The following is a 17,435-nucleotide window of genomic DNA, read 5'->3' as shown; positions in this document are numbered from 1 at the left end:
CGATGAAGTGCAAAACCATCCTGACAGCGGCGATCACCGGCAACCTGATGACGCCCGAGATCAGTCCGCACTTGCCGATCACTCCCGAACAGATTGCCCGCCAGGCGCTGGATGCCGCCGACGCCGGAGCTGCAATCGTTCACTTGCATGTGCGTGATCCTGAAACCGCCAAAGGCTCCATGCGATTGGACCTCTATCAGGAGCTGGTCGAACGGATCCGTGCTGAAAACACCGATGTTCTGCTGAACCTGACCACGGGCGAGGGTGGGCGGTTCATCCCGTCGGAAATAGATCCACAGGTTGCGGCCTCGGGGTCGACGCTATGTGCGCCGGAACGGCGTGTGGCGCATGTGGAGGCCCTGCGGCCGGAGATCTGTACACTGGACTTCAACACCATGTGGTCCGGTCAGGCGTCGGTCATAAACAGCCCGCGCAACCTCGAGATTATGGCGCAGCGCATCTACGCCGCCGGTGTCAAACCCGAGATCGAGATTTTCGACAGTGGCGACCTGCATATGGTCAAGGACTTCGTTGCCCGCGGTGTCCTGCATACGCCTTTGATGGTGCAAATGGTGCTTGGTGTGCGCTTCGGGGCCGTGGCCAACCCGGCCACCATGGCCTATCTCGTCAGTCAATTGCCGGAGGGCAGCCAGTGGGCGGCCTTTGGGATTGGCCGCGCCGCTTTCCCGATGCTCGCTCAGGCCTGGCTTTTGGGGGGGCACATCCGCATCGGGATGGAAGACACCGCCCATATCGCCAAGGGCAATCACTGTGAGAGCAACGCGCAACTCGTTGAAAAAGCAGGCCGGATCATCGGCGATTTGGGAGGCGCGCTTGCCAGCCCCGCCGAGGCCCGCGAACTATTGGGCATCGCCGAATGAGCCTAGCTGCCCTGATACCCCAAGGCGCGCGAAATGTGCAGGGCGGCCTCTTGGGTCTTGGGCAGGTAGAAGCTTTCCATTCGGTCAAAATCGAACCCGCTGTCGGGGCCGGACAGGTTTACGCATGCGATAATCGCGCCGCTGTTGTTGCGCACCGGGACGGCCACGCTCGACCCGCCCGGTTCCCGGAACCCGCGCGAGATTACGAAACCATCGTCTCGGGCCTGTTTGACCCGCGCAGTAAGGCTGTCCGGATCGGTTGGGGTGTGTTCAGTAAACGGATGCCAGCTTTGACGCTGGGCAAAGACCGCAAGGGTGTTATCGTCTTTGGCCCCCAACAAGCACCAGCCGATCGCCGAGGCATAGGCCTGCGTCCGGGTGCCTGTGCGCATGTTGGACACATAGCCGGACCGTGCTTGGTGACTGACCAGATACAACACGTCGTCGCCTTCAAGCACGCTCAGGTGCGTCGAAACACCTGTTTCATCCCGCAAAGACGCAAGGATCGGGCGGGCAATCTCGGCGATTGGTTGCTGATTGAGATAGGCAAACCCAAGGTTCAGAACCCGCGCACCGAGGGTAAACGCATTGGCCTGTTCCGCCTCGCGGATGAACTCCATCTGCCGCAGGGTATAGACAAGACGAAACGCCGAAGATCGGCTCAGGCCCATCGCGCGGGCAATCTCGCTCAGGGACATGGGCGTTTCGGCGGCGCCGAGAATTTCCAGCACTTTCAATCCCCGGTGCAGACCGGGAACGAAGTAGACATCATGATTGGTCGCTTTGGCCATGGGCGATTGGTTCTTCTGTTGTGGCTAATGATGTTTAATATGCAAAACACACCAGGACAATGGAGGACAGGCGATGACCGATCCGGCATCCAACCTTTTGCCAGCCACAAACGAAGACACCTGCGGGCCCTATTTTCCGATCTTTTTTGCCGATCCCGGGCTGGAAGATCTGACAAAGTTCGATCCCGGCGTGGTCGGCCAGGCTGCAGGCACGTCACTTGTGCTGCGTGGCCGGGTTTTGGACCGGCATGGGGAACTGGCCAACGGCGTCGTGATGGAATTCTGGCAGGCCAATGCCAATGGCGTCTATCGGACGCCCGCTACCGAAGGGCACGCGGACATCGACCCGTGGTTCCATGGCTACGGGCGGTTGCGGTCGGCCACGGGGGCATATGAATTCCGCACAATTCTGCCCGGCGCGGCCGAGGGACGGGCACCCAACATCACGATCACGATCTTCTCAGATGGGATCAATCGGGTCGTGACCCAGATGTTCTTTGACAATCAGCCGGGCAACGAGGCCGATCCGCTCTTGCTGGCCGTGGGCGACGACGCGCCGAAACTGATCGCACGACACGACGGGCGCACGTCCAGCGGGGCCGAGGTTTATGTCTTTGACATTGTCATGGCCGGCGACGGTGAAACCCCTTTCTTTGACGATCTGGAGAGCTGAGCGATGGGCAACCAAGGACGTATTCTGGCCATCGGTCCGACAGACAATACATCAGACCAGCGAACCCCGCGCCAGAGGCTGCGCCTGATCCCCGAAGAGGCGAGGTCGAGTTTCGTACCTGTCGTGCCCGCGCGCTACGCCACCACGCCGCATGAATGGGACATGACCCGCACGGCTCCTGACCGGCCGCGCGCCGATGGTGTTCCGATCGAGGTAACAGGCCGAGTACGCACCGCATCAGGCCGACCTGTGGCTGGTGCCCTGTTGGAGGTGTGGAGCGCCAATCACTACGGGCGCTATCGGCACATCGAGGATCATTCCGGACTGCAACTGGATGAAAACCACCTTGGGCTGGGCCGCGTACTGACCGATGACGAGGGGTGCTACAGGTTCTGGGCTATCAGCCCCGGAGCCTATCTCGCGCGTCCGGACATTGGCCGTTGGCGGCCCAAGCACATTCACATGTCGCTGAGCGGGGGATCCTCGCGGTTAATTACCCAGATGTATTTCCCGGGTGAGCCGAACAACGCAACCGATCCGATGGCCATCCTCATGGGCGATGCCTTTGAGCGCAATATTGGCCGGCCCCGCGAGGTTGGCACCGCGGATGTGGTCCAGGCCTTTGATTTCGACATCGTCGTAGGGGGGCGCAACGCAACCTTCTTTGAATAGCACGTAAGTCGCTATGCGACCGCAAGTATGAAACCATTAAAAAAAGCGGGCAAACAGCGGGTATCCTCGATCGACTGGACGTCCGCATTGAGTTGATCCGGCCGGGTGATTGGCAACGCTCTCCGTGCTGTCGGTCGATACGGCGGAGGTCGCAAGCGCTAGGCCCGTCCATGTGGTCGCAGCAACTCCTGAACAACCGCGCTGTCTGTTCCTGTTGTCACCAAAGCCGTAAACAGATCTGGAAAGCCTGCTGGCCACAGAGATGGACTCTGTCGCCGTGGCATCGCTTCGCAGATCAAAGTTGCAAGGTGAAGATATGTGCAGCGAGGAGTTCGGACCAGAAGGTGTTGATCTCGGGCGGGCCGGAAAAGGTCGGCATCATGCTGGCCACGCTGACATCGCTCAGCCCGTCGGTGTTGATCACCGACGAGGTAACCGCCACGAGGCTGTTGGAGGCTGACAGCGCCCGGTGACCATCGGGCCTTCGCGGCAGGCGTCCCGGAGCAGGCGTAGCCGAGTTGGGGCGGCCACCGGGAAAGTCATTTGGTCGATGTCTCCCTTTGCGCCCATGGTTTCCACCGGGCTCGCAGCGGCTTTATCTCAGGGGCAGGGTCGTTCTCAACCCGCCGCCACCGGAGGGACCGCCCTGATCAGATGATCGCGCGGCGGATCAGGGCCGAGATCCATTCGCTGACGATGACGGTGCCGAGGATCAGCAGGAGGATCACCGTCACCTGATCCCAGGCCAGAACCGCCATCGAGGCGTTCAGCTTGAGGCCGATGCCGCCTGCGCCGACGAGGCCGAGGATGGTGCTTTCGCGGATGTTGATGTCCCAGCGGAAGACCGAGATGCCCCAGAGCGCGGGCATGACTTGAGGCACGACGCCGTAGGTCAAGACCTCCGCCGGACCGGCGCCCGTGGCCTGAATCGCTTCGATCTGTTTGGGGTCGGTCTCCTCGATCGCCTCGTAGAAGAGCTTGCCGATGAAGCCGATGGAGCGCAGGGCGATGGCGATGATCCCGGCCAGCAGACCGGGGCCGATGATCGTGACCAGCAGGAGCGCCCAGATCAGCGAGTTGATCGAGCGCGACGCGACGATGATGAAAAGGGCGATGGGGCGCAGGATGGTGACCGATGGCGTCGTGTTGCGCGCCGCCAGCAGGGCGACGGGCACGGCCATGACAACGCCGCCCAGCGTGCCGAGCGTGGCGATGTTGAGCGTGTCCCACAGGGGCAGCATCAGCTCGGGCAGGTAGCCCCATTCGGGGGGGACCATGCGCCCGCCGATGTCCGCCGCCTGGCGCGGGGCGTCCCCGACGAAGGCCCAGATCGTCGTTTCGGTCATCACCTGCCAGCACCAGACGAACAGGGCGACAAGCGCGAGCCAGCCCGTCCAGATCGCGAGGCGGGTGGCTCTGCTACGGTAGGACCAATCAGCCGGAAGCGAAGCGGTATCGGTCATTGCAGGAACTTTCTGAGATAGCTGGAGCCATATTCCGCGACCATCACGATGGCGATGATGATCAGCAGGATCGCTCCGGCGCTGTCGTATTCGTAGCGGTCGATGGAGGTGTTGAGCGTGGCGCCGATGCCGCCCGCGCCGACGATGCCGATCACCGCGCTTTCGCGGAAGTTGATGTCGAGTCGGTAGAGCGACAGGCCGATCAGGCGCGGCATCACCTGCGGCTGAATGGCGTAGTTCAGAAGCTGGAGCCAGGTCGCCCCGGTGGAGCGGATGGCTTCGGCCTGGGCCTCGTCGATCTCCTCGATATCGTCGGCCAGCAGCTTTGCGATGAAGCCGATGGTGGCGAAGGTCAGGGTCAGGAACCCGGCGAAGGGGCCGAAGCCGAACATCGCCACGAGGAAGATGGCGACGATCACCTCTTGCAGTGAGCGGCTGACCGCGACGATCGAGCGGCAGACCAGGTAGACGGGGCGCGGCACGAGGTTACGCGCCGCTCCGATCCCGATGGGCACCGAGATCAGCACCCCGACAACCGTCGAGGTCAAGGTCATGGTCAGGCTCTCGACCAACCCCTGGCTGATGTCGCGCCAGCGGCTGGTGAAATCGGGCTGCAGGAACCCCATGATGAACCGCTGTCCGCGCTCGAGCCCTTCGGAGACGCGCTGCCAGTTGACCTCGAGCGAGCCGACGGCCAGCACGAGGTAGACCAGCACCCCGATCTGGAGGCCGATCCGCAGGCGCCGGTCGGTGATGATCTGGGGCGGGCGGCGCCAGGTGGCCGGATAGGTCCCGCTCATGCGCCGACCTCGGCCAGTTGGCGGATCGCGTCGTTTTCGGCCTCGGCCTGGTCGATGTCGCCCTTGCGCATCGCGTCCCAGTCCTCGGCGCCGTAGATCCGGGTCAGCGCGTCTTCGGTCAGGGCGGTCGGCGCGTCGTCGAACACGATCTGGCCGGCGCGCAGCCCGACGATGCGCTGCATGAATTGCCGCGCGAGAGGCACGTCATGGATATTGACGATGGCCGGCAGATCGCGCTCGGTGCAGATTTCGGTGAGCAGGCGCATGATCTGGCGGCTGGTCTTGGGGTCGAGGCTCGCGGTCGGCTCATCCACCAGCAGCAGATCGGGGTCCTGCGCGAGGGCGCGGGCGATGCCGACCCGCTGGCGCTGCCCGCCCGAGAGCGCATCGGCGCGCTTGTCGGCATGATCGAGCAGACCGACACGGTCCAGCAGCTGATAGGCGCGCTGGATGTCGGAGGCGTCGAAGCGGCGCAGGTAGCTGCGCCAGAAGGGGACATAGCCGAGCCGCCCCGACAGGACGTTTTCCATCACCGTCAGCCGCTCGACCAGCGCGTATTCCTGAAAGATCATGCCGATGCGGCGTCGCTGCTTGCGCAGATCGCGCCGGCCCAGCGTCACGAGATCCACCCCGCCCAGCTCGATCTTGCCCGTGCTCGGCTCCACCAACCGGTTGATGCAGCGGATGAGCGTCGATTTCCCCGCGCCCGAGGGGCCGATCAGCCCGACGATCTGACCTTTGGGAACCTGGAGGGAGACGTCCGACAAGGCGGCGTCGCCGGTCCGGTAGGTCTTGGACAGGGAGATGAGTTCGAGCATGGTCGGGACTTTCGATAGGAATGGCCAGGCGGACCTTAGCCCGCCCGACCGGTTTTTAGGAAGATGTTACTGACAGTCGTAGGTGACGCCGTTGGCTTCGTCGATCTTGCGGATGACGGCCCAGTCTTCCTTGAAGGTGATCTCGATGAACTGGTCTTCGCCGTTCTTGCCGAACTCTTCTTCAAGACCGGTGCCGGCCCAATCGAAGGAGAAGAACGCCTCGCGGATGGTGTCCTGAAGCTCGGGCGTCAGGTTGTGGGCCATGCCGTAGCCGGTCGTCGGGAAGGTCTGCGAGGTGTAGATCACCGTGAGCTGGTCCTCGGAGACGACATCGCGTTCGATCATGCGGGCCTTGACCGAATTGGCGATCGCGGCGGCCGGGTAATCCTTGTTGGCGACGCCGAGGATCGAGTTGTCATGCTTGCCGGAGAAGACGGGTTCGAAATCGCGGCCCGCTTCCATGTCGAAATCGGCCTTGAGGATCGCCGACGGCGCCTTGAAGCCCGAGTTGGAGGTTTCCGAGGTGAAGGCCATCTGGCCGTTCTTGATGTCCTCGACCGCTTCGATGCCCGAGCCGGGGTAGGTGATGATTTCCATCTCGTAGCCAAAGGAGCCGTCTTCGGCGGCCATCATCGCGAAGGGGCGGAAGCCGGCGCAGGCAACCGCGAGCGGGTTGGAGCCGGTGTTGAAGCCCGCCACGTGCAGACGGCCGGCGCGCATCGCCTCGATCTGGGCGGCGTTGGATTGGACGGGGAAGAACTGGACGTCCTTGCCGGTGAGCTCGCTCATGTGGTCGAGGAACTCGGACCAGACATCGGCATAGACGGCCGGGTCTTCGACGGGGGTGTAGGCGAAGATGAGCGTGGACGGGTCGATCTGGTCGGCGGCATCCGCGGGGATGTCGGCGATGAGGTCGCCGTCGGTGTCGGAGTAGCGGTCGCCGAGCTGGAATTCAGCCATGGCCGGAACGGCGCAGAAGGCCGCGAGGGTGGCGCCTGCGATGCTGTTGGAAAGAAGGGACATGATATCTCCGTCAGACAAGCGGTCGGTGCCGCGTTGGGTTTGTTGCAGTCTCTCCCGCGCCCGATCGCGGGGCGGGGCATTCGGCCACGCCGGTTGCGGCGCGGTGGTTTTGCTATTTCACAAAACGGGGATATATCAAGCTTCCCGAGGCGCGCCGGGGCCGAAAAAGCGTTTTTTTACAAAAACTTCACATTAGGATTTGGTATTTTTGGGTGATCTGCTTTAGCATTGCGCGCTCCGAAATTCGCGCTGCGCTACGGCTGAAACGGGCGGGCGCTTTGCACCGGGTGTGCCCGAAAACCCGGGCAGTGGGCAAGGCAAAACCGGCCTGCGCGCTGCGGCAATGCAGCCGCCGACAAAGCCGGCGGCTGCGGGTGGTCAGGGGGCGCTACAGGCAGATGAAGCTCGCGGCATCCGCCGGCTCACTCCCCAGATATTGTGCGACCATGGGCCAGGGGCAGAGCTTGCGCGTCACGTCGCCGAGGGCCGCCCGACCTTCGGCGTTGCCCTCCGTGACCCCGGCGACGATGTGATCCGGCTCGGTGCCGTTCTCCACCCAGTCGACGAGCGGCGTGAAGAAATCCACCTCGTCGGTCGTGGGCCCGCTGGCCCCGTGCGGCATCCCCGGCACGACGAACAGCCGCGCGAACTCTGCCGCGTTGCCGCCGGTGTTGGCATCGAGCGTCTCGTACCAGTTGACGGTGTCGAGTACCGAAAAGACCGGATCGGCCACGCCGTGGAAGATCATCAGCTTGGTCCCGGCCGCCCGCGTTTCTTCAAGATGCGGATCATCCGCGCCCGGGGGCGTCATGAACTCCATGGCGCTTTCGGTAAAGGTCTCGTCGGTGGCGGTGATGCGGGCTGAATCTTCGGCGACGTCGAAGTCTAGCAAGTATTGCAGCAGCGCATCATTCGCGCCGTCGATCCGCGTCGGCGGCGTGGTGAAGACCTGCGCCAGCGAGGGCGCGCCGAGGACGACGATCCGCGGATAGTTGCCCCAGGGCGGCACGTTGCTCTCCAGTTTCCACAGCCGGTAGTTGGTCGAGGCCATGCCCGGATCCCAGGCCCATGGCGCATAAAGCTGGACGCCATCCGCATCCTTCGGCCCGGCCTGGATGGTTTGCAACGCGGTGACTTGGGCGGCGCTCAGGCAGTCCGAGTTCTGGCCCCCGGTGCATTGCAGCGCGGTGATGTCGAACGCGCCCTGACAGGCGGCCGTGTCCTGCACGAAGCCGTCCTCCAGCCCGTCGAGCCCGTCACAGGCGGCGAGGATGCCGCTTTGCAACACGGTCATGTCATCGGTGCTGAAGGCGGTGCGGATGTCGCCGGTCAGCTCTGTCAGCGTCTGGACATCCAGCGCGTGCTGGACCGCGGCGCGGGGCAGGTTGAAGCCGGGATAGCCGATCAGCAGCCCGTCAAAGGCCTGGGGCATCCGCGCGGCGGCGACCATGGCGTGCCGGCCGCCATTGGACGCCCCGCCTCCATAGATGACATCGGGCGGGGAGCCGTAGTACGCTTCGGTCATGTCCAGGGCGACGGGATGCAGCTTGACGACGGCCCCGTAGCCGTAGTCGGCCCGCGCTTGCGGATCGAAGCCGAAGCGCGAGGCGCCCGCCATGCCCGCATCGGGATGCGCGCGCCCGTCGTGGCCGGCGTCGGAGGAGACAACCGCATAGCCGCGCCCGAGGGCGGTTTGCGAGCGGTCGCCCGACTTCAGATCGCCCGTGGCGGGGACGACGGAGCCATCGTTGCCGCCGTTGAACTGGTGATAGAAATCGCCATTCCAATCGTCGGGCAGGCGCAGGTTGAAGGTGATCGCGTAGTCATTGCCGTCAATGCCGGTGTGCTGGCCGATCCGGGCCATGATCGAGCAATGATCCACCGGCGCGGGGCCTGCGCGCCCCAGATCGGCGCCCGTTGCGACGGGCTCGGCGCTCACCAGCTCCAGCCCCTCTATGCCGAAGCTCTCGGCGCTGAGCGTGCTGCAGTCCTCCACCTGCGCCTGCGCTCCGGCCGCCGTCAGGCCCAGAAGCGTCGTCAGGATCGCTGTTGTCGCATGTGTCATGCCGGGTCTCTCCCTCCCAGTTGGTTGTGCGGGCCGGGGCCCGCGGTCTATGCCGCGCGGTGCCATCCCGGGCGGGTGCGGAGCACCCGGCGGGATAGTCTTGCGGCGTCGTCCTTCGCTGAAACCCGCGCGATCCGGGCCCAGACAGCGCGATAGAACAATGTGCCGGTCAGGGCGGTGAACTCCGTGGCGAGCTCCGCAGCGGTCTCGGCCTGCGCCACCGCGTCCCGCGCCGCGCGCCAGTCTTCGCGCAGCGCCATGACCTGTGGATGATCGGTCAGCCGTCCGATGAGCCCATCGAAGGCCGCCACGCCCTCGGTGTTGCGCAGACCGCGCGTCGCGGTGGCCAGGGCGTGAATGCCGTTGGCCCCCTCATAGATCGAGGTGATGCGCGCGTCCCGCCATGTCTGGGCGATGCGGTATTCCGTCAGGTAGCCGTAGCCGCCCAGCACCTGGATCCCCAGATCGGCGGCGCGGATGCCGGCTTCGGTACAGAACACCTTGCAGACGGGCGTGAGGAAATCGACCAGCGCGCCGCGTCCGCGCTGCATTTCGACCAGCGTGATATGGGCCATGGCCCGCGCGCCGAGCGCGAGGCTGCGTTGCTCGTCCAGCATCCGGCGCACGTCGGGGTGGTCCGACAGCACCGCGTCGCTGCCGTCGGGTTTGCGGCCTTGGGTGCGCTCTGCGGCGTAGCTTGCCGCGATGGCATGGGCCCGGGCGGCATGGGCGACGCCTTGCAGCGCGACGTCGAGACGCGCGTGATTCATCAGGGTGAACATCGCCGCGAGCCCGCCCCCTGCGTTCCCGATGAGCTCTGCCGGCGCGCCGTCGAAGGCCATCTGGCAGGTGGGCGAGGCGTGCAGGCCCAGCTTGTCCTCGATCCGGGTGATCTTGATCGCGGGCCCGGCGAGGGATCTGGCCGTCAGGAAGAGCGAAAGGCCCTTCACCCCGTCCTCGGCCGCGCCGGTACGCGCGAGGACCAGGTGGAGGATGTCCGGGGACAGATCCTGATCGCCGCCGGAAATGAAGATTTTCTCGCCGTGAAGTTGCCAACCGTCGCCATCCCGGATGGCTTTGGTGCGCAGGCGGGCAAGGTCGGACCCGGCGCCGGGTTCGGTCAGGCACATGGTCGAGAGCGCTTCGCCGCTGGCCAGACGGGGGATCCAGGCCTCCTGCTGCGCCTCGGTGCCGAAGCGCAAGAGCGTCGAGACCGCGCCGGGCACGAGGTTGCAGATCATTTGCATGGCATGGTTCGCGCCCGAGAACACCTCCGAGACCATCGCCGCCATCAGCGGGCCCTGCGCCATGCCGCCGAACCGCTCCGGCGCGGTGAGGCCCTGCCAGCCCATCTCCGAGAGCTGCGCGAAGGCCTCGGCAAACCCGGCAGGCATCCGGACCCGGCCGTTTTCCAGATGGCAGCCCTCCGCATCGCCCGGCGCATCCAGCGGCGCGATCGCGCCCTCGGCGAAAGCGGCGAAGGCGGTCAGGATATCGGAGGCGAGGTCATCATCCCAATCGGGCAACTCCGCCGCGCCCGCGACCTCGCGCAGGGAGAATAGAATGTCGTCTACCGGGGCGGAATAGGCAACCATCGGGGGACCTCATGCTTTGCAGGGAGGGTGAGGGTCCAGCGGGCCGGCAAGACGGGCCCGCTGGTGCGTTGGTTTTCGTCTTCATGCGGCGCCGGGCGCGGGCAAAGACGCCCAGACCGCCATGACCCGCGCCCGCGACAGAGCGCAGCGCGACCGGCTCCGCGCGCCCCCTGCGCGACGAGGGTATCATGCATGCGCTGCGATTGCAGAGGTGAGGCGACCCCGTCTGACGCGCCGTGCTGCAACAGGAGGTCCGGCAGTTTCGCGCGGCTCTCAAGCCCCGCGGCGAAGACCCGGGCACTGGCCGCGCCGGCGTCGGCCTTGCCGTCGGCCGCGGAAATGCCGCTCAGATCGGTCTCGGTCTCATAGCCGATGCGCGGGAGGACCTTCGCGGCGCGTGACGTGGTCGTGGTTTGCATCAGTGTCTCCACCAAAGTTCTTGCCAGGCATAGTGCGCGTGCCTGGGGTCGCGGCGGCGTCTCCGGGGGGGCGGAGACGTCAGTTGCGGGGGCCATCCTCGGGGGCCTCTAGGTGCGGGTCAGGCGCCCGTGAGCAGGCGGATCGCGTTCTCCTTGAGGATCAGCGGGCGCACCTCGTCCTTGAACTCGGCCTTGCCGAAGGCATCGAGCCATTTTTCGGGCGAGATCATCGGCCAGTCGGAGCCAAACAGCATCTTGGTCTTCAGCAGCGAGTTGGCATAGCGCATCAGGATCGGCGGGAAGTATTTCGGCGACCAGCCCGACAGGTCGATGTAGACGTTGGGCTTGTGCTGCGCGACGGCGAGCGCCTCTTCCTGCCAGGGAAAGCTGGGGTGCGCGGCGATGATGTTCATGTCGGGGAAATCCACCGCGACATCATCAAGATACATCGGATTGGAGTATTTCAGCCGCATCCCGTTGCCCGCGCGCATGCCCGACCCGACGCCGGTCTGGCCGGTGTGGAACAGCGCGACGCAGTTATGCTCGGCCAGCACCTCGTAGAACGGATAGGCCATGCGGTCGTTGGGGTAGAATCCCTGCATCGTGGGGTGGAACTTGAAGCCCCTGATCCCGTGCTCTTCGATCAGGCGCCGGGCCTCGCGGACGGCCATCTTGCCTTTCCACGGATCGATGGAGGCAAAGGGGATCAGGATGTCGTCGTTCTGTTTGACAAGCTCCAGCACCTCGTCGTTGGAATAGCGCCGGTAGCCGGTCTCGCGCTCGGCATCGACCGGGAAGATCACCGCCGCGATATTCTGCTCGCGGTAATGCGCCGCCGTCTCGGGGATGGTGGGCGGATGCTCCCAGGGGGCGCCGAAATAGCCCGCCATGGTGCGTTGCAGATCGTCATACCCGTCGTCGCTGTGGCAGCCGCAGGGCTCTTCGGCGTGGGTGTGGATGTCGATCGCGCGGACCTTGGAAAAGTCGACCATGAGTTCCCTCCTCAGACCCGGATCAGCGCCGGGTCTTCGTTGTCGTAGAGCCGTTCCAGAAGCGCGGCGCGGCGGGTGATGATCTTGCGGACGTTGAGCGAGCCCTTGTCGGTGATTTCGCCATCCTTGAGCGAGGGCGGCTCGGCGAGGATGATCGCCCGGCTGATCCGCTTGGCCGAGCCCGTGGCGGCGCGGGCCATCTCGCGCAGCCGCTCCTCGATCCGGGCTTGCAGCGCCGGGTCGATCACCGCGCCCTGCGAGGTGTTCTCGCCATGGACATGATCGGGGCGCGGGATGATGAAGAGGCCAATGGCATCGCGGTCATGGCCGCAGACAACCACGTCCTGCACCAGCCCGCGCAGCCCGTCGAGCGCGTCCAGCCGCAGCTTGCCGGCCTGCACCCAGGTGCCGGTGAGCAGCTTGAAATCCTCCGACACGCGGCCATCGAAGCTCAGCCCCCGGTCGGGATCTTCGGGATCGACAAAGCGCAGCGCGTCGCCGGTGATGAGGAAGCCTTCATCGTCGAAGGCCTCCGCCGTCCTGGCCGGATCGTTGTAGTAGCCGGGCATGATGTTGGGCCCCTTGACGCGCAGCTCGCAGCGCATCTCGTCATCGGGCAGCAGCTTGATTTCCGTCCCCGGCAGCGGCACACCGATGACGCCGGAACGGCCGATGGGCTCATGCACCATCAGCGTCGCCGGCGCGGTCTCGGTCATGCCCCAGCTGGAGATCATCAGCGGCAGCTTGCCGCGGACGTCGAGCGCCATCTGCTCCAGCGCGGTCCAGACCTCCTGCGGCAGCGAGGCGCCAGCGTAGAAGATCAGGTCGAGATCGCGGAAATAGGCCTCGCGCAGCGCCGTGTTGTCCTGCATCTCCTGCACCAGCATCGCAAAGCCCACGGGCACGTTGAACGACAGCGTGCCGGGCCGGTCGGTGATGTTGCGCACGGTCTCGGCGAAGGCCCGCTTGGTCGGCTTGCCGCCGTCGATCACCAGCGTGCCGCCGTTCGCCAGCATCATGTTCACGTTGTGCGAGCCGCCGAAGACGTGGTTCCACGGGAGCCAGTCGCAGATCCGCGGCGGGCGATCCTTGAGGAAGGGCAGGACGGCGGCCATCTGCGCCTGGTTGGCGCACATCATCCGCTGCGTGGTCAGCACGCCCTTGGGATCCGACGAGGAGCCCGAGGTGAAGAGGATCTTGGCGACGGTATCGGGCCCCACAGTCTCGTGCCGGGCATCGACGGCGGCGGTCACTTGCGTGGCGAGAAGATCGGCAAAACCCGTGGCATCGCGGGGCGCGCCCGCCACCGACGAGGCGATGATCTCCAAACCGTCGCACTGCGGCAGGGCCAGCGCGGCGGCATAGCGCCCGGCATCATCGGCAAAGACCATTCCCGGGTTCACCTTGTCGAGCACATAGATCAGCCGCCCATGCGCTTCGGGGATCAGCGAATATTGCTCGGCCAGCGGCACGGTCGGCACCCCGGCATATTGCGCCCCGAAGGACAGCAGCGCGTGGTCCACCGAATTGCCCGAGAGGATCGCGATCGGCGTCTGTGGCCCCATGTCGCGGGCGATCAGCGCCGCGGCGATGGCGCGGACTTGGGCGAGCGCCTGGGCGTAGGTGACATCGCGCCAGCCCTCGCCCGCGCGTTCGCTCAGAAAGACCCGGTCCGGCGCCTCAGCGGCCCAGCGGTGCAGCCAGTCCGCCGTTCGCCGGGCAACGGGGTCGAGCGGGGTGTTCGATGTCAGGTAAAGGTGTGCGCCGTCCCGCCGCATCGCGACGGAATGGGGGACGAGCCGCAAGCCGGTGGTTGCGTCTGTCATTTGCCGGCCTCCCGGGTGTGCTTGGCGCTGCGCGCCGCCCGCACCAGAAGCTCCTGCAGCGCGCGCTGCTCGGGGGCCTCGAGGTCGGTAAAGAGCGCCGCCTCGTGCGCCTGCACCGCGGCCTCGGCGCGTTTCCAGAGCTGGCTGCCCTCTTGCGTCACATGGAGCGCATAGGCGCGGCGGTCGGTCCGGACCGGCTTTCGCTCCACCGCGCCGGCGCGTTCGAGATCGTCGACCACGACGACAACGCCCGAGCGCTTGATGTTGAGCACCTCCGAGAGCTGGGTCTGCGAGATGCCGGGGCTGCCCATGATCACCGCTAGCGCCGAGAAGGTCCCGACCCGCAGGCCAAGCGGCTCAAGCGTCCGGGCCATGTCCTCCTGGACCTGCAGATAGGCGCGCTTCATGTTGTAGCCGATGAACTGACGCAGCAGCATGTCGGTCTGTTTTGGCGTCTCGGCCTTGGCCGCCTGGGCTTTCCGGTTCATGTCGGTCCTCCTTAGGGCGCCACCAGGTCCACCAGCCAGAAGCTGAGGGCCGGGAAGCTGATGAGAATGGCGATGCGGGTGAATTCGGCCGCGATGAACGGCAGGGTGCCGCGGAAAATCTGGGTCATCGGGATGTCGCGGGCCATGGCGGAGATGACAAAGAGGTTCATCCCCACCGGCGGCGTGATCAGCCCCATCTCGACCACGACGAGCGAGATGATCCCGAACCACATCGCCTGCTGCTCGGGCAAGAGGCCGAAATCGAGGGCCATGATGGTCGGGAAGAACACCGGCACGGTCAGCAGGATCATCGACAGGCTGTCCATCAGGCAGCCCATCACGAGATAGAAGGCGACCATCGCCATCAGGATCATCATCGGCGGGATGTCCGATGCGCCGAAATAGGCGGCGACCTCGACGGGCATCCGGCTCAGCGCGAGGGCGACGTTGAAGATGTCGGCGCCGAAGACGATGGCGAAGATCATCGCGGTCGAGCCGGCGGTGGCGATCAGGCTTTCGAGGATCGCGCCCATGGTCAGCCCGCCCTTGAGCACCCCGAGCACCAGTGTCAGCACCACGCCCACCGCCGCGCCCTGCGCCGGGGTGAAGAAACCGCCATAGATCCCGCCGAGCACCACGACGAAGATGATGACCACGTGCCAGATATCGGCCAGCGAGCGTATCCGCTGGCGCAGATCGGCTTTCTCGCTGACCGGGCCTTCTTCGGGGAAGAGCCGGACATAGACCGAGATCGCGATCAGGAAGCCGATCACGGCGAGAATGCCGGGCACGGTCGCGGCGAGGAAAAGCTTGACGATGTTCTGCTCGGTGATCAGCGCAAAGATGATCAGCACGACCGAGGGCGGGATCAGGATCCCCAGCGTGCCGCCCGCGGCCAGCGCGCCTGAGGAGAGCGCGCCGGAGAAGCCGTGCTTGCGCATTTCGGGCATGGCGACGCGGCTCATGGTCGAGGCGGTGGCGAGCGACGAGCCCGAGATCGAGCCGAACATCGCGCAGCCCGCGACGGCCGCCATGGCGAGCCCGCCGCGCAAATGACCGATCCAGGCCTTGGCGGCGGCGAAGATCGCAGCGGAGATGCCGGAGCTCGTCGCCAGGTGGCCCATCAGGATGAAGAGCGGCACGACGGCGAAATCGTAGGACATGAACTTGTCGACCCAGGCGGTGCTGAGATAGGCCATGAGCCCGGCGGTCGAGCTGAGCTGGATGTAGCCGGCCGCGCCGACCAGCCCCATCGCCAGCGCGATGGGCATCCGGATGAAGATCAGGATGAAAAGCGCCACGATCAGCACCATGGCGATTGCGAAAGGCGTCATGCGTTGTCTCCCCGAAGCGCCGGCCCGGCCCGTAGATCCGCCACGACCATATAGACCGCGACCAGCGCCGAGAGCCCGGTGCCCAGAACGGCGGGCACATAGGCCCACCAGACCGGCGCGCGCAGCAGCATGGTCCGATCGCCGTAGCCGTGAAGCTCAATCAGGCCGTGAAACAGCCGCCAGCAGAGCAGCGCCCAGACCGCCGCGAAAACGGCCGTCCAGAGCGCGTCGATCGCCCGGTTGGCGCGGCCGGGCAGCCAGCCGGTAAAGACGTCCACCATCACATGCCCCTTCGTCAGCTGGCACAGCGGCAGGAACAGCGAGGCGCAGGCGGCGCAGGCCAGCTCGACCAGCTCGAACTCGCCGCGGAACGCGCCGAAGCCCAGGGTGCTGCTGATCACCGAGCCCGTCACCACGACGGCCGATCCGAAGATGATCAGCGCGCCGACCCCGGCGAGGGCGGTGCAGAGGGCATGGAGGCTCCGGTGCAGGGGGGTGCCTCCCCCCTGCGTGCCGTGCCCGGGAAGATGCTCGGACATGGGTCAGCCCGCGTCGAGCAATGCGTTGGCCCGCGCCATGATGGCCGCGCCGTCCTTGCCCATCCTGTCGAGCTTTTCGATCCAGGCGTCGTGGACAGGCTTCGCCGCCTCCTGCCAAGAGGCGATTTCCGCGGCCGGGATCTCGACGATCTCGTTGCCCTGCTTTTCGACCAGCGACTTGCCGAAGGCTTCGAATTCATCGAACTGCTTGCCGATCCGCTCCGACAGTCCCATGCCCGATGCCGCGTCGATGACGCCGCGCAGATCGTCGGAGAGCCCCTCGTACCTGGCCTCGTTCATCACCAGCGCGAAGGTGTTGGCATAGAGCCCGCGCGCACCGGGCGCTGGCGCGGCGCTGTAGGAGGTCAGCTCCTGAAGCTTGTAGGCCGGCACCACCTCGTAGGGCAGGCAGCAGCCGTCGATCACCCCGTTGGAAAGGCCCACGACCATGTCGGTGACCGGGAAGAACACCACCTCGGCGCCGAGGGCGGTCAGCATCTCGCCCGTCGCCTGGTTCGGCGCGCGCAATTTCAGCCCGTCCAGATCGCCCTGGCTCGTGACTGGCGCGCCTCGGGTGTGCAGCTTGCCGCCGTCATGGGTGTGGAAGGCGAGCGGCTTCATGCCGCGATATTCGCCCGCGCCGAATTCATCCATCAGCTTGTGCAGGACCACCGAGGATTTTTCGGCATTGGTGACCATGAACGGGTTCGACATGGTCTCGGCGACCGGGAAGCGATCGGGGGTGTAGACCGGCAGCGTCCAGGCGATGTCGCAAATGCCCTGCCGGGTCTGATCGGCCAGTTGCGGGGGCTTGCCGCCAAGCTGCATCGAGGGAAAGATCTGTACCTCGATGGCGCCGTTCGACGCCTCGGCCAGTTCGGCCGCCCAGGGCTCGAAGAAGCGTGTGTGCATCGGCGCGACGGCGGGCAGGAAATGGTGCAGGCGCAGCGTGACCTCGGCCGCATTGGCGCGGGACAAAAGCGCTGGCGTGGCCAGAGCGGCCCCCATCGAGCTCAGAACGGTACGGCGTGTGAAGGTTGTCATTTCGGGTCCTCC

The 17,435-nt window shown here is 65.5% G+C and carries 17 protein-coding genes; 3 read left to right on the top strand and 14 right to left on the bottom strand.

Annotation, left to right across the window (positions count from 1 at the left end):
* The first annotated feature begins 2 nt into the window (after positions 1 to 2).
* Entirely contained in the window at positions 3 to 881 is an 879-nt protein-coding gene (locus BM353_RS11750; RefSeq protein WP_092081080.1) for a beta-keto acid cleavage family enzyme, read from the top strand.
* Positions 882 to 883: 2 nt separating this feature from the next.
* On the opposite strand, the gene BM353_RS11745 is transcribed toward BM353_RS11750, so the two are convergent.
* Positions 884 to 1,672 (bottom strand): IclR family transcriptional regulator, encoded by a 789-nt coding sequence (locus tag BM353_RS11745; RefSeq protein ID WP_092081078.1) that lies wholly within the window; start codon positions 1,670 to 1,672, stop codon positions 884 to 886.
* 73 nt (positions 1,673 to 1,745) lie between these two features.
* Here BM353_RS11745 and BM353_RS11740 point away from each other — a divergent pair, with 73 nt between their 5' ends.
* Both BM353_RS11740 and BM353_RS11735 read left to right on the top strand, forming a co-directional pair.
* Positions 1,746 to 2,345, top strand: a complete 600-nt coding sequence (locus BM353_RS11740) for a dioxygenase family protein (protein WP_092081076.1) — start codon at positions 1,746 to 1,748, stop codon at positions 2,343 to 2,345.
* A gap of 3 nt (positions 2,346 to 2,348) precedes the next feature.
* Positions 2,349 to 3,017, top strand: a complete 669-nt coding sequence (locus BM353_RS11735) for a dioxygenase family protein (protein ID WP_092081074.1) — start codon at positions 2,349 to 2,351, stop codon at positions 3,015 to 3,017.
* A 295-nt stretch (positions 3,018 to 3,312) separates the two neighbouring features.
* Here BM353_RS11735 and BM353_RS17130 read toward each other — a convergent pair whose 3' ends face one another.
* From BM353_RS17130 to BM353_RS11670, 13 genes are all read right to left on the bottom strand, one after another.
* The gene (locus BM353_RS17130; RefSeq protein ID WP_245759637.1) at positions 3,313 to 3,459 is read right to left on the bottom strand and encodes a hypothetical protein; all 147 of its coding nucleotides are present in this window, start codon (positions 3,457 to 3,459) and stop codon (positions 3,313 to 3,315) included.
* A gap of 208 nt (positions 3,460 to 3,667) precedes the next feature.
* Positions 3,668 to 4,480, bottom strand: coding sequence for a phosphonate ABC transporter, permease protein PhnE (gene phnE, locus BM353_RS11730; protein WP_092081072.1), 813 nt, complete (start codon positions 4,478 to 4,480; stop codon positions 3,668 to 3,670).
* Positions 4,477 to 5,280 carry a phosphonate ABC transporter, permease protein PhnE gene (gene phnE / locus BM353_RS11725; protein ID WP_092081070.1) on the bottom strand — a complete coding sequence of 268 codons (804 nt, stop codon included), beginning with the start codon at positions 5,278 to 5,280 and terminating at the stop codon, positions 4,477 to 4,479. The genes phnE (BM353_RS11730) and phnE (BM353_RS11725) overlap by 4 nt, the downstream gene beginning before the upstream one ends.
* Positions 5,277 to 6,098 (bottom strand): phosphonate ABC transporter ATP-binding protein, encoded by an 822-nt coding sequence (gene phnC / locus BM353_RS11720; protein ID WP_092081068.1) that lies wholly within the window; start codon positions 6,096 to 6,098, stop codon positions 5,277 to 5,279. The genes phnE (BM353_RS11725) and phnC overlap by 4 nt, the downstream gene beginning before the upstream one ends.
* A 66-nt stretch (positions 6,099 to 6,164) precedes the next feature.
* Complete coding sequence (phnD, locus tag BM353_RS11715) at positions 6,165 to 7,121, bottom strand: phosphate/phosphite/phosphonate ABC transporter substrate-binding protein (protein ID WP_092081066.1); 957 nt, start codon at positions 7,119 to 7,121, stop codon at positions 6,165 to 6,167.
* Between the two features lie 388 nt (positions 7,122 to 7,509).
* Positions 7,510 to 9,186 carry a tannase/feruloyl esterase family alpha/beta hydrolase gene (locus tag BM353_RS11710; RefSeq protein WP_092081064.1) on the bottom strand — a complete coding sequence of 559 codons (1,677 nt, stop codon included), beginning with the start codon at positions 9,184 to 9,186 and terminating at the stop codon, positions 7,510 to 7,512.
* 47 nt (positions 9,187 to 9,233) lie between these two features.
* A complete protein-coding gene (locus tag BM353_RS11705) occupies positions 9,234 to 10,781 on the bottom strand; it encodes an acyl-CoA dehydrogenase family protein (protein ID WP_092081062.1) in 1,548 nt (515 codons plus the stop codon).
* A gap of 538 nt (positions 10,782 to 11,319) precedes the next feature.
* Entirely contained in the window at positions 11,320 to 12,192 is an 873-nt protein-coding gene (locus BM353_RS11695) for an amidohydrolase family protein (RefSeq protein ID WP_092081058.1), read from the bottom strand.
* Between the two features lie 11 nt (positions 12,193 to 12,203).
* Positions 12,204 to 14,018: a feruloyl-CoA synthase gene (locus BM353_RS11690; protein ID WP_092081057.1), complete on the bottom strand. Its 1,815-nt coding sequence runs from the start codon at positions 14,016 to 14,018 to the stop codon at positions 12,204 to 12,206.
* A complete protein-coding gene (locus BM353_RS11685) occupies positions 14,015 to 14,506 on the bottom strand; it encodes a MarR family winged helix-turn-helix transcriptional regulator (protein WP_092081055.1) in 492 nt (163 codons plus the stop codon). The genes BM353_RS11690 and BM353_RS11685 overlap by 4 nt, the downstream gene beginning before the upstream one ends.
* Before the next feature lie 11 nt (positions 14,507 to 14,517).
* Entirely contained in the window at positions 14,518 to 15,840 is a 1,323-nt protein-coding gene (locus tag BM353_RS11680) for a TRAP transporter large permease (protein WP_092081053.1), read from the bottom strand.
* Complete coding sequence (locus BM353_RS11675) at positions 15,837 to 16,379, bottom strand: TRAP transporter small permease (protein ID WP_092081051.1); 543 nt, start codon at positions 16,377 to 16,379, stop codon at positions 15,837 to 15,839. The genes BM353_RS11680 and BM353_RS11675 overlap by 4 nt, the downstream gene beginning before the upstream one ends.
* A gap of 3 nt (positions 16,380 to 16,382) precedes the next feature.
* Positions 16,383 to 17,423: a TRAP transporter substrate-binding protein gene (locus tag BM353_RS11670; protein ID WP_092081049.1), complete on the bottom strand. Its 1,041-nt coding sequence runs from the start codon at positions 17,421 to 17,423 to the stop codon at positions 16,383 to 16,385.
* Between the last annotated feature and the right edge of the window lie 12 nt (positions 17,424 to 17,435).

The sequence above is a fragment of the Poseidonocella sedimentorum genome, from assembly GCF_900116005.1.
Taxonomy (GTDB): domain Bacteria; phylum Pseudomonadota; class Alphaproteobacteria; order Rhodobacterales; family Rhodobacteraceae; genus Poseidonocella; species Poseidonocella sedimentorum.
This window is presented reverse-complemented; position numbering and strand designations above follow the sequence as displayed.

Bases quoted from the DNA above. Each gene is read 5' to 3' on its own strand.
- BM353_RS11750 (WP_092081080.1), top strand. From the start codon at position 3: ATGAAGTGCAAAACCATCCTGACAGCGGCGATCACCGGCAACCTGATG.
- BM353_RS11745 (WP_092081078.1), bottom strand. From the start codon at position 1,672: ATGGCCAAAGCGACCAATCATGATGTCTACTTCGTTCCCGGTCTGCAC.
- BM353_RS11740 (WP_092081076.1), top strand. From the start codon at position 1,746: ATGACCGATCCGGCATCCAACCTTTTGCCAGCCACAAACGAAGACACC.
- BM353_RS11735 (WP_092081074.1), top strand. From the start codon at position 2,349: ATGGGCAACCAAGGACGTATTCTGGCCATCGGTCCGACAGACAATACA.
- phnE (WP_092081072.1), bottom strand. From the start codon at position 4,480: ATGACCGATACCGCTTCGCTTCCGGCTGATTGGTCCTACCGTAGCAGA.
- phnE (WP_092081070.1), bottom strand. From the start codon at position 5,280: ATGAGCGGGACCTATCCGGCCACCTGGCGCCGCCCGCCCCAGATCATC.
- phnC (WP_092081068.1), bottom strand. From the start codon at position 6,098: ATGCTCGAACTCATCTCCCTGTCCAAGACCTACCGGACCGGCGACGCC.
- phnD (WP_092081066.1), bottom strand. From the start codon at position 7,121: ATGTCCCTTCTTTCCAACAGCATCGCAGGCGCCACCCTCGCGGCCTTC.
- BM353_RS11710 (WP_092081064.1), bottom strand. From the start codon at position 9,186: ATGACACATGCGACAACAGCGATCCTGACGACGCTTCTGGGCCTGACG.
- BM353_RS11705 (WP_092081062.1), bottom strand. From the start codon at position 10,781: ATGGTTGCCTATTCCGCCCCGGTAGACGACATTCTATTCTCCCTGCGC.
- BM353_RS11695 (WP_092081058.1), bottom strand. From the start codon at position 12,192: ATGGTCGACTTTTCCAAGGTCCGCGCGATCGACATCCACACCCACGCC.
- BM353_RS11690 (WP_092081057.1), bottom strand. From the start codon at position 14,018: ATGACAGACGCAACCACCGGCTTGCGGCTCGTCCCCCATTCCGTCGCG.
- BM353_RS11685 (WP_092081055.1), bottom strand. From the start codon at position 14,506: ATGAACCGGAAAGCCCAGGCGGCCAAGGCCGAGACGCCAAAACAGACC.
- BM353_RS11680 (WP_092081053.1), bottom strand. From the start codon at position 15,840: ATGACGCCTTTCGCAATCGCCATGGTGCTGATCGTGGCGCTTTTCATC.
- BM353_RS11675 (WP_092081051.1), bottom strand. From the start codon at position 16,379: ATGTCCGAGCATCTTCCCGGGCACGGCACGCAGGGGGGAGGCACCCCC.
- BM353_RS11670 (WP_092081049.1), bottom strand. From the start codon at position 17,423: ATGACAACCTTCACACGCCGTACCGTTCTGAGCTCGATGGGGGCCGCT.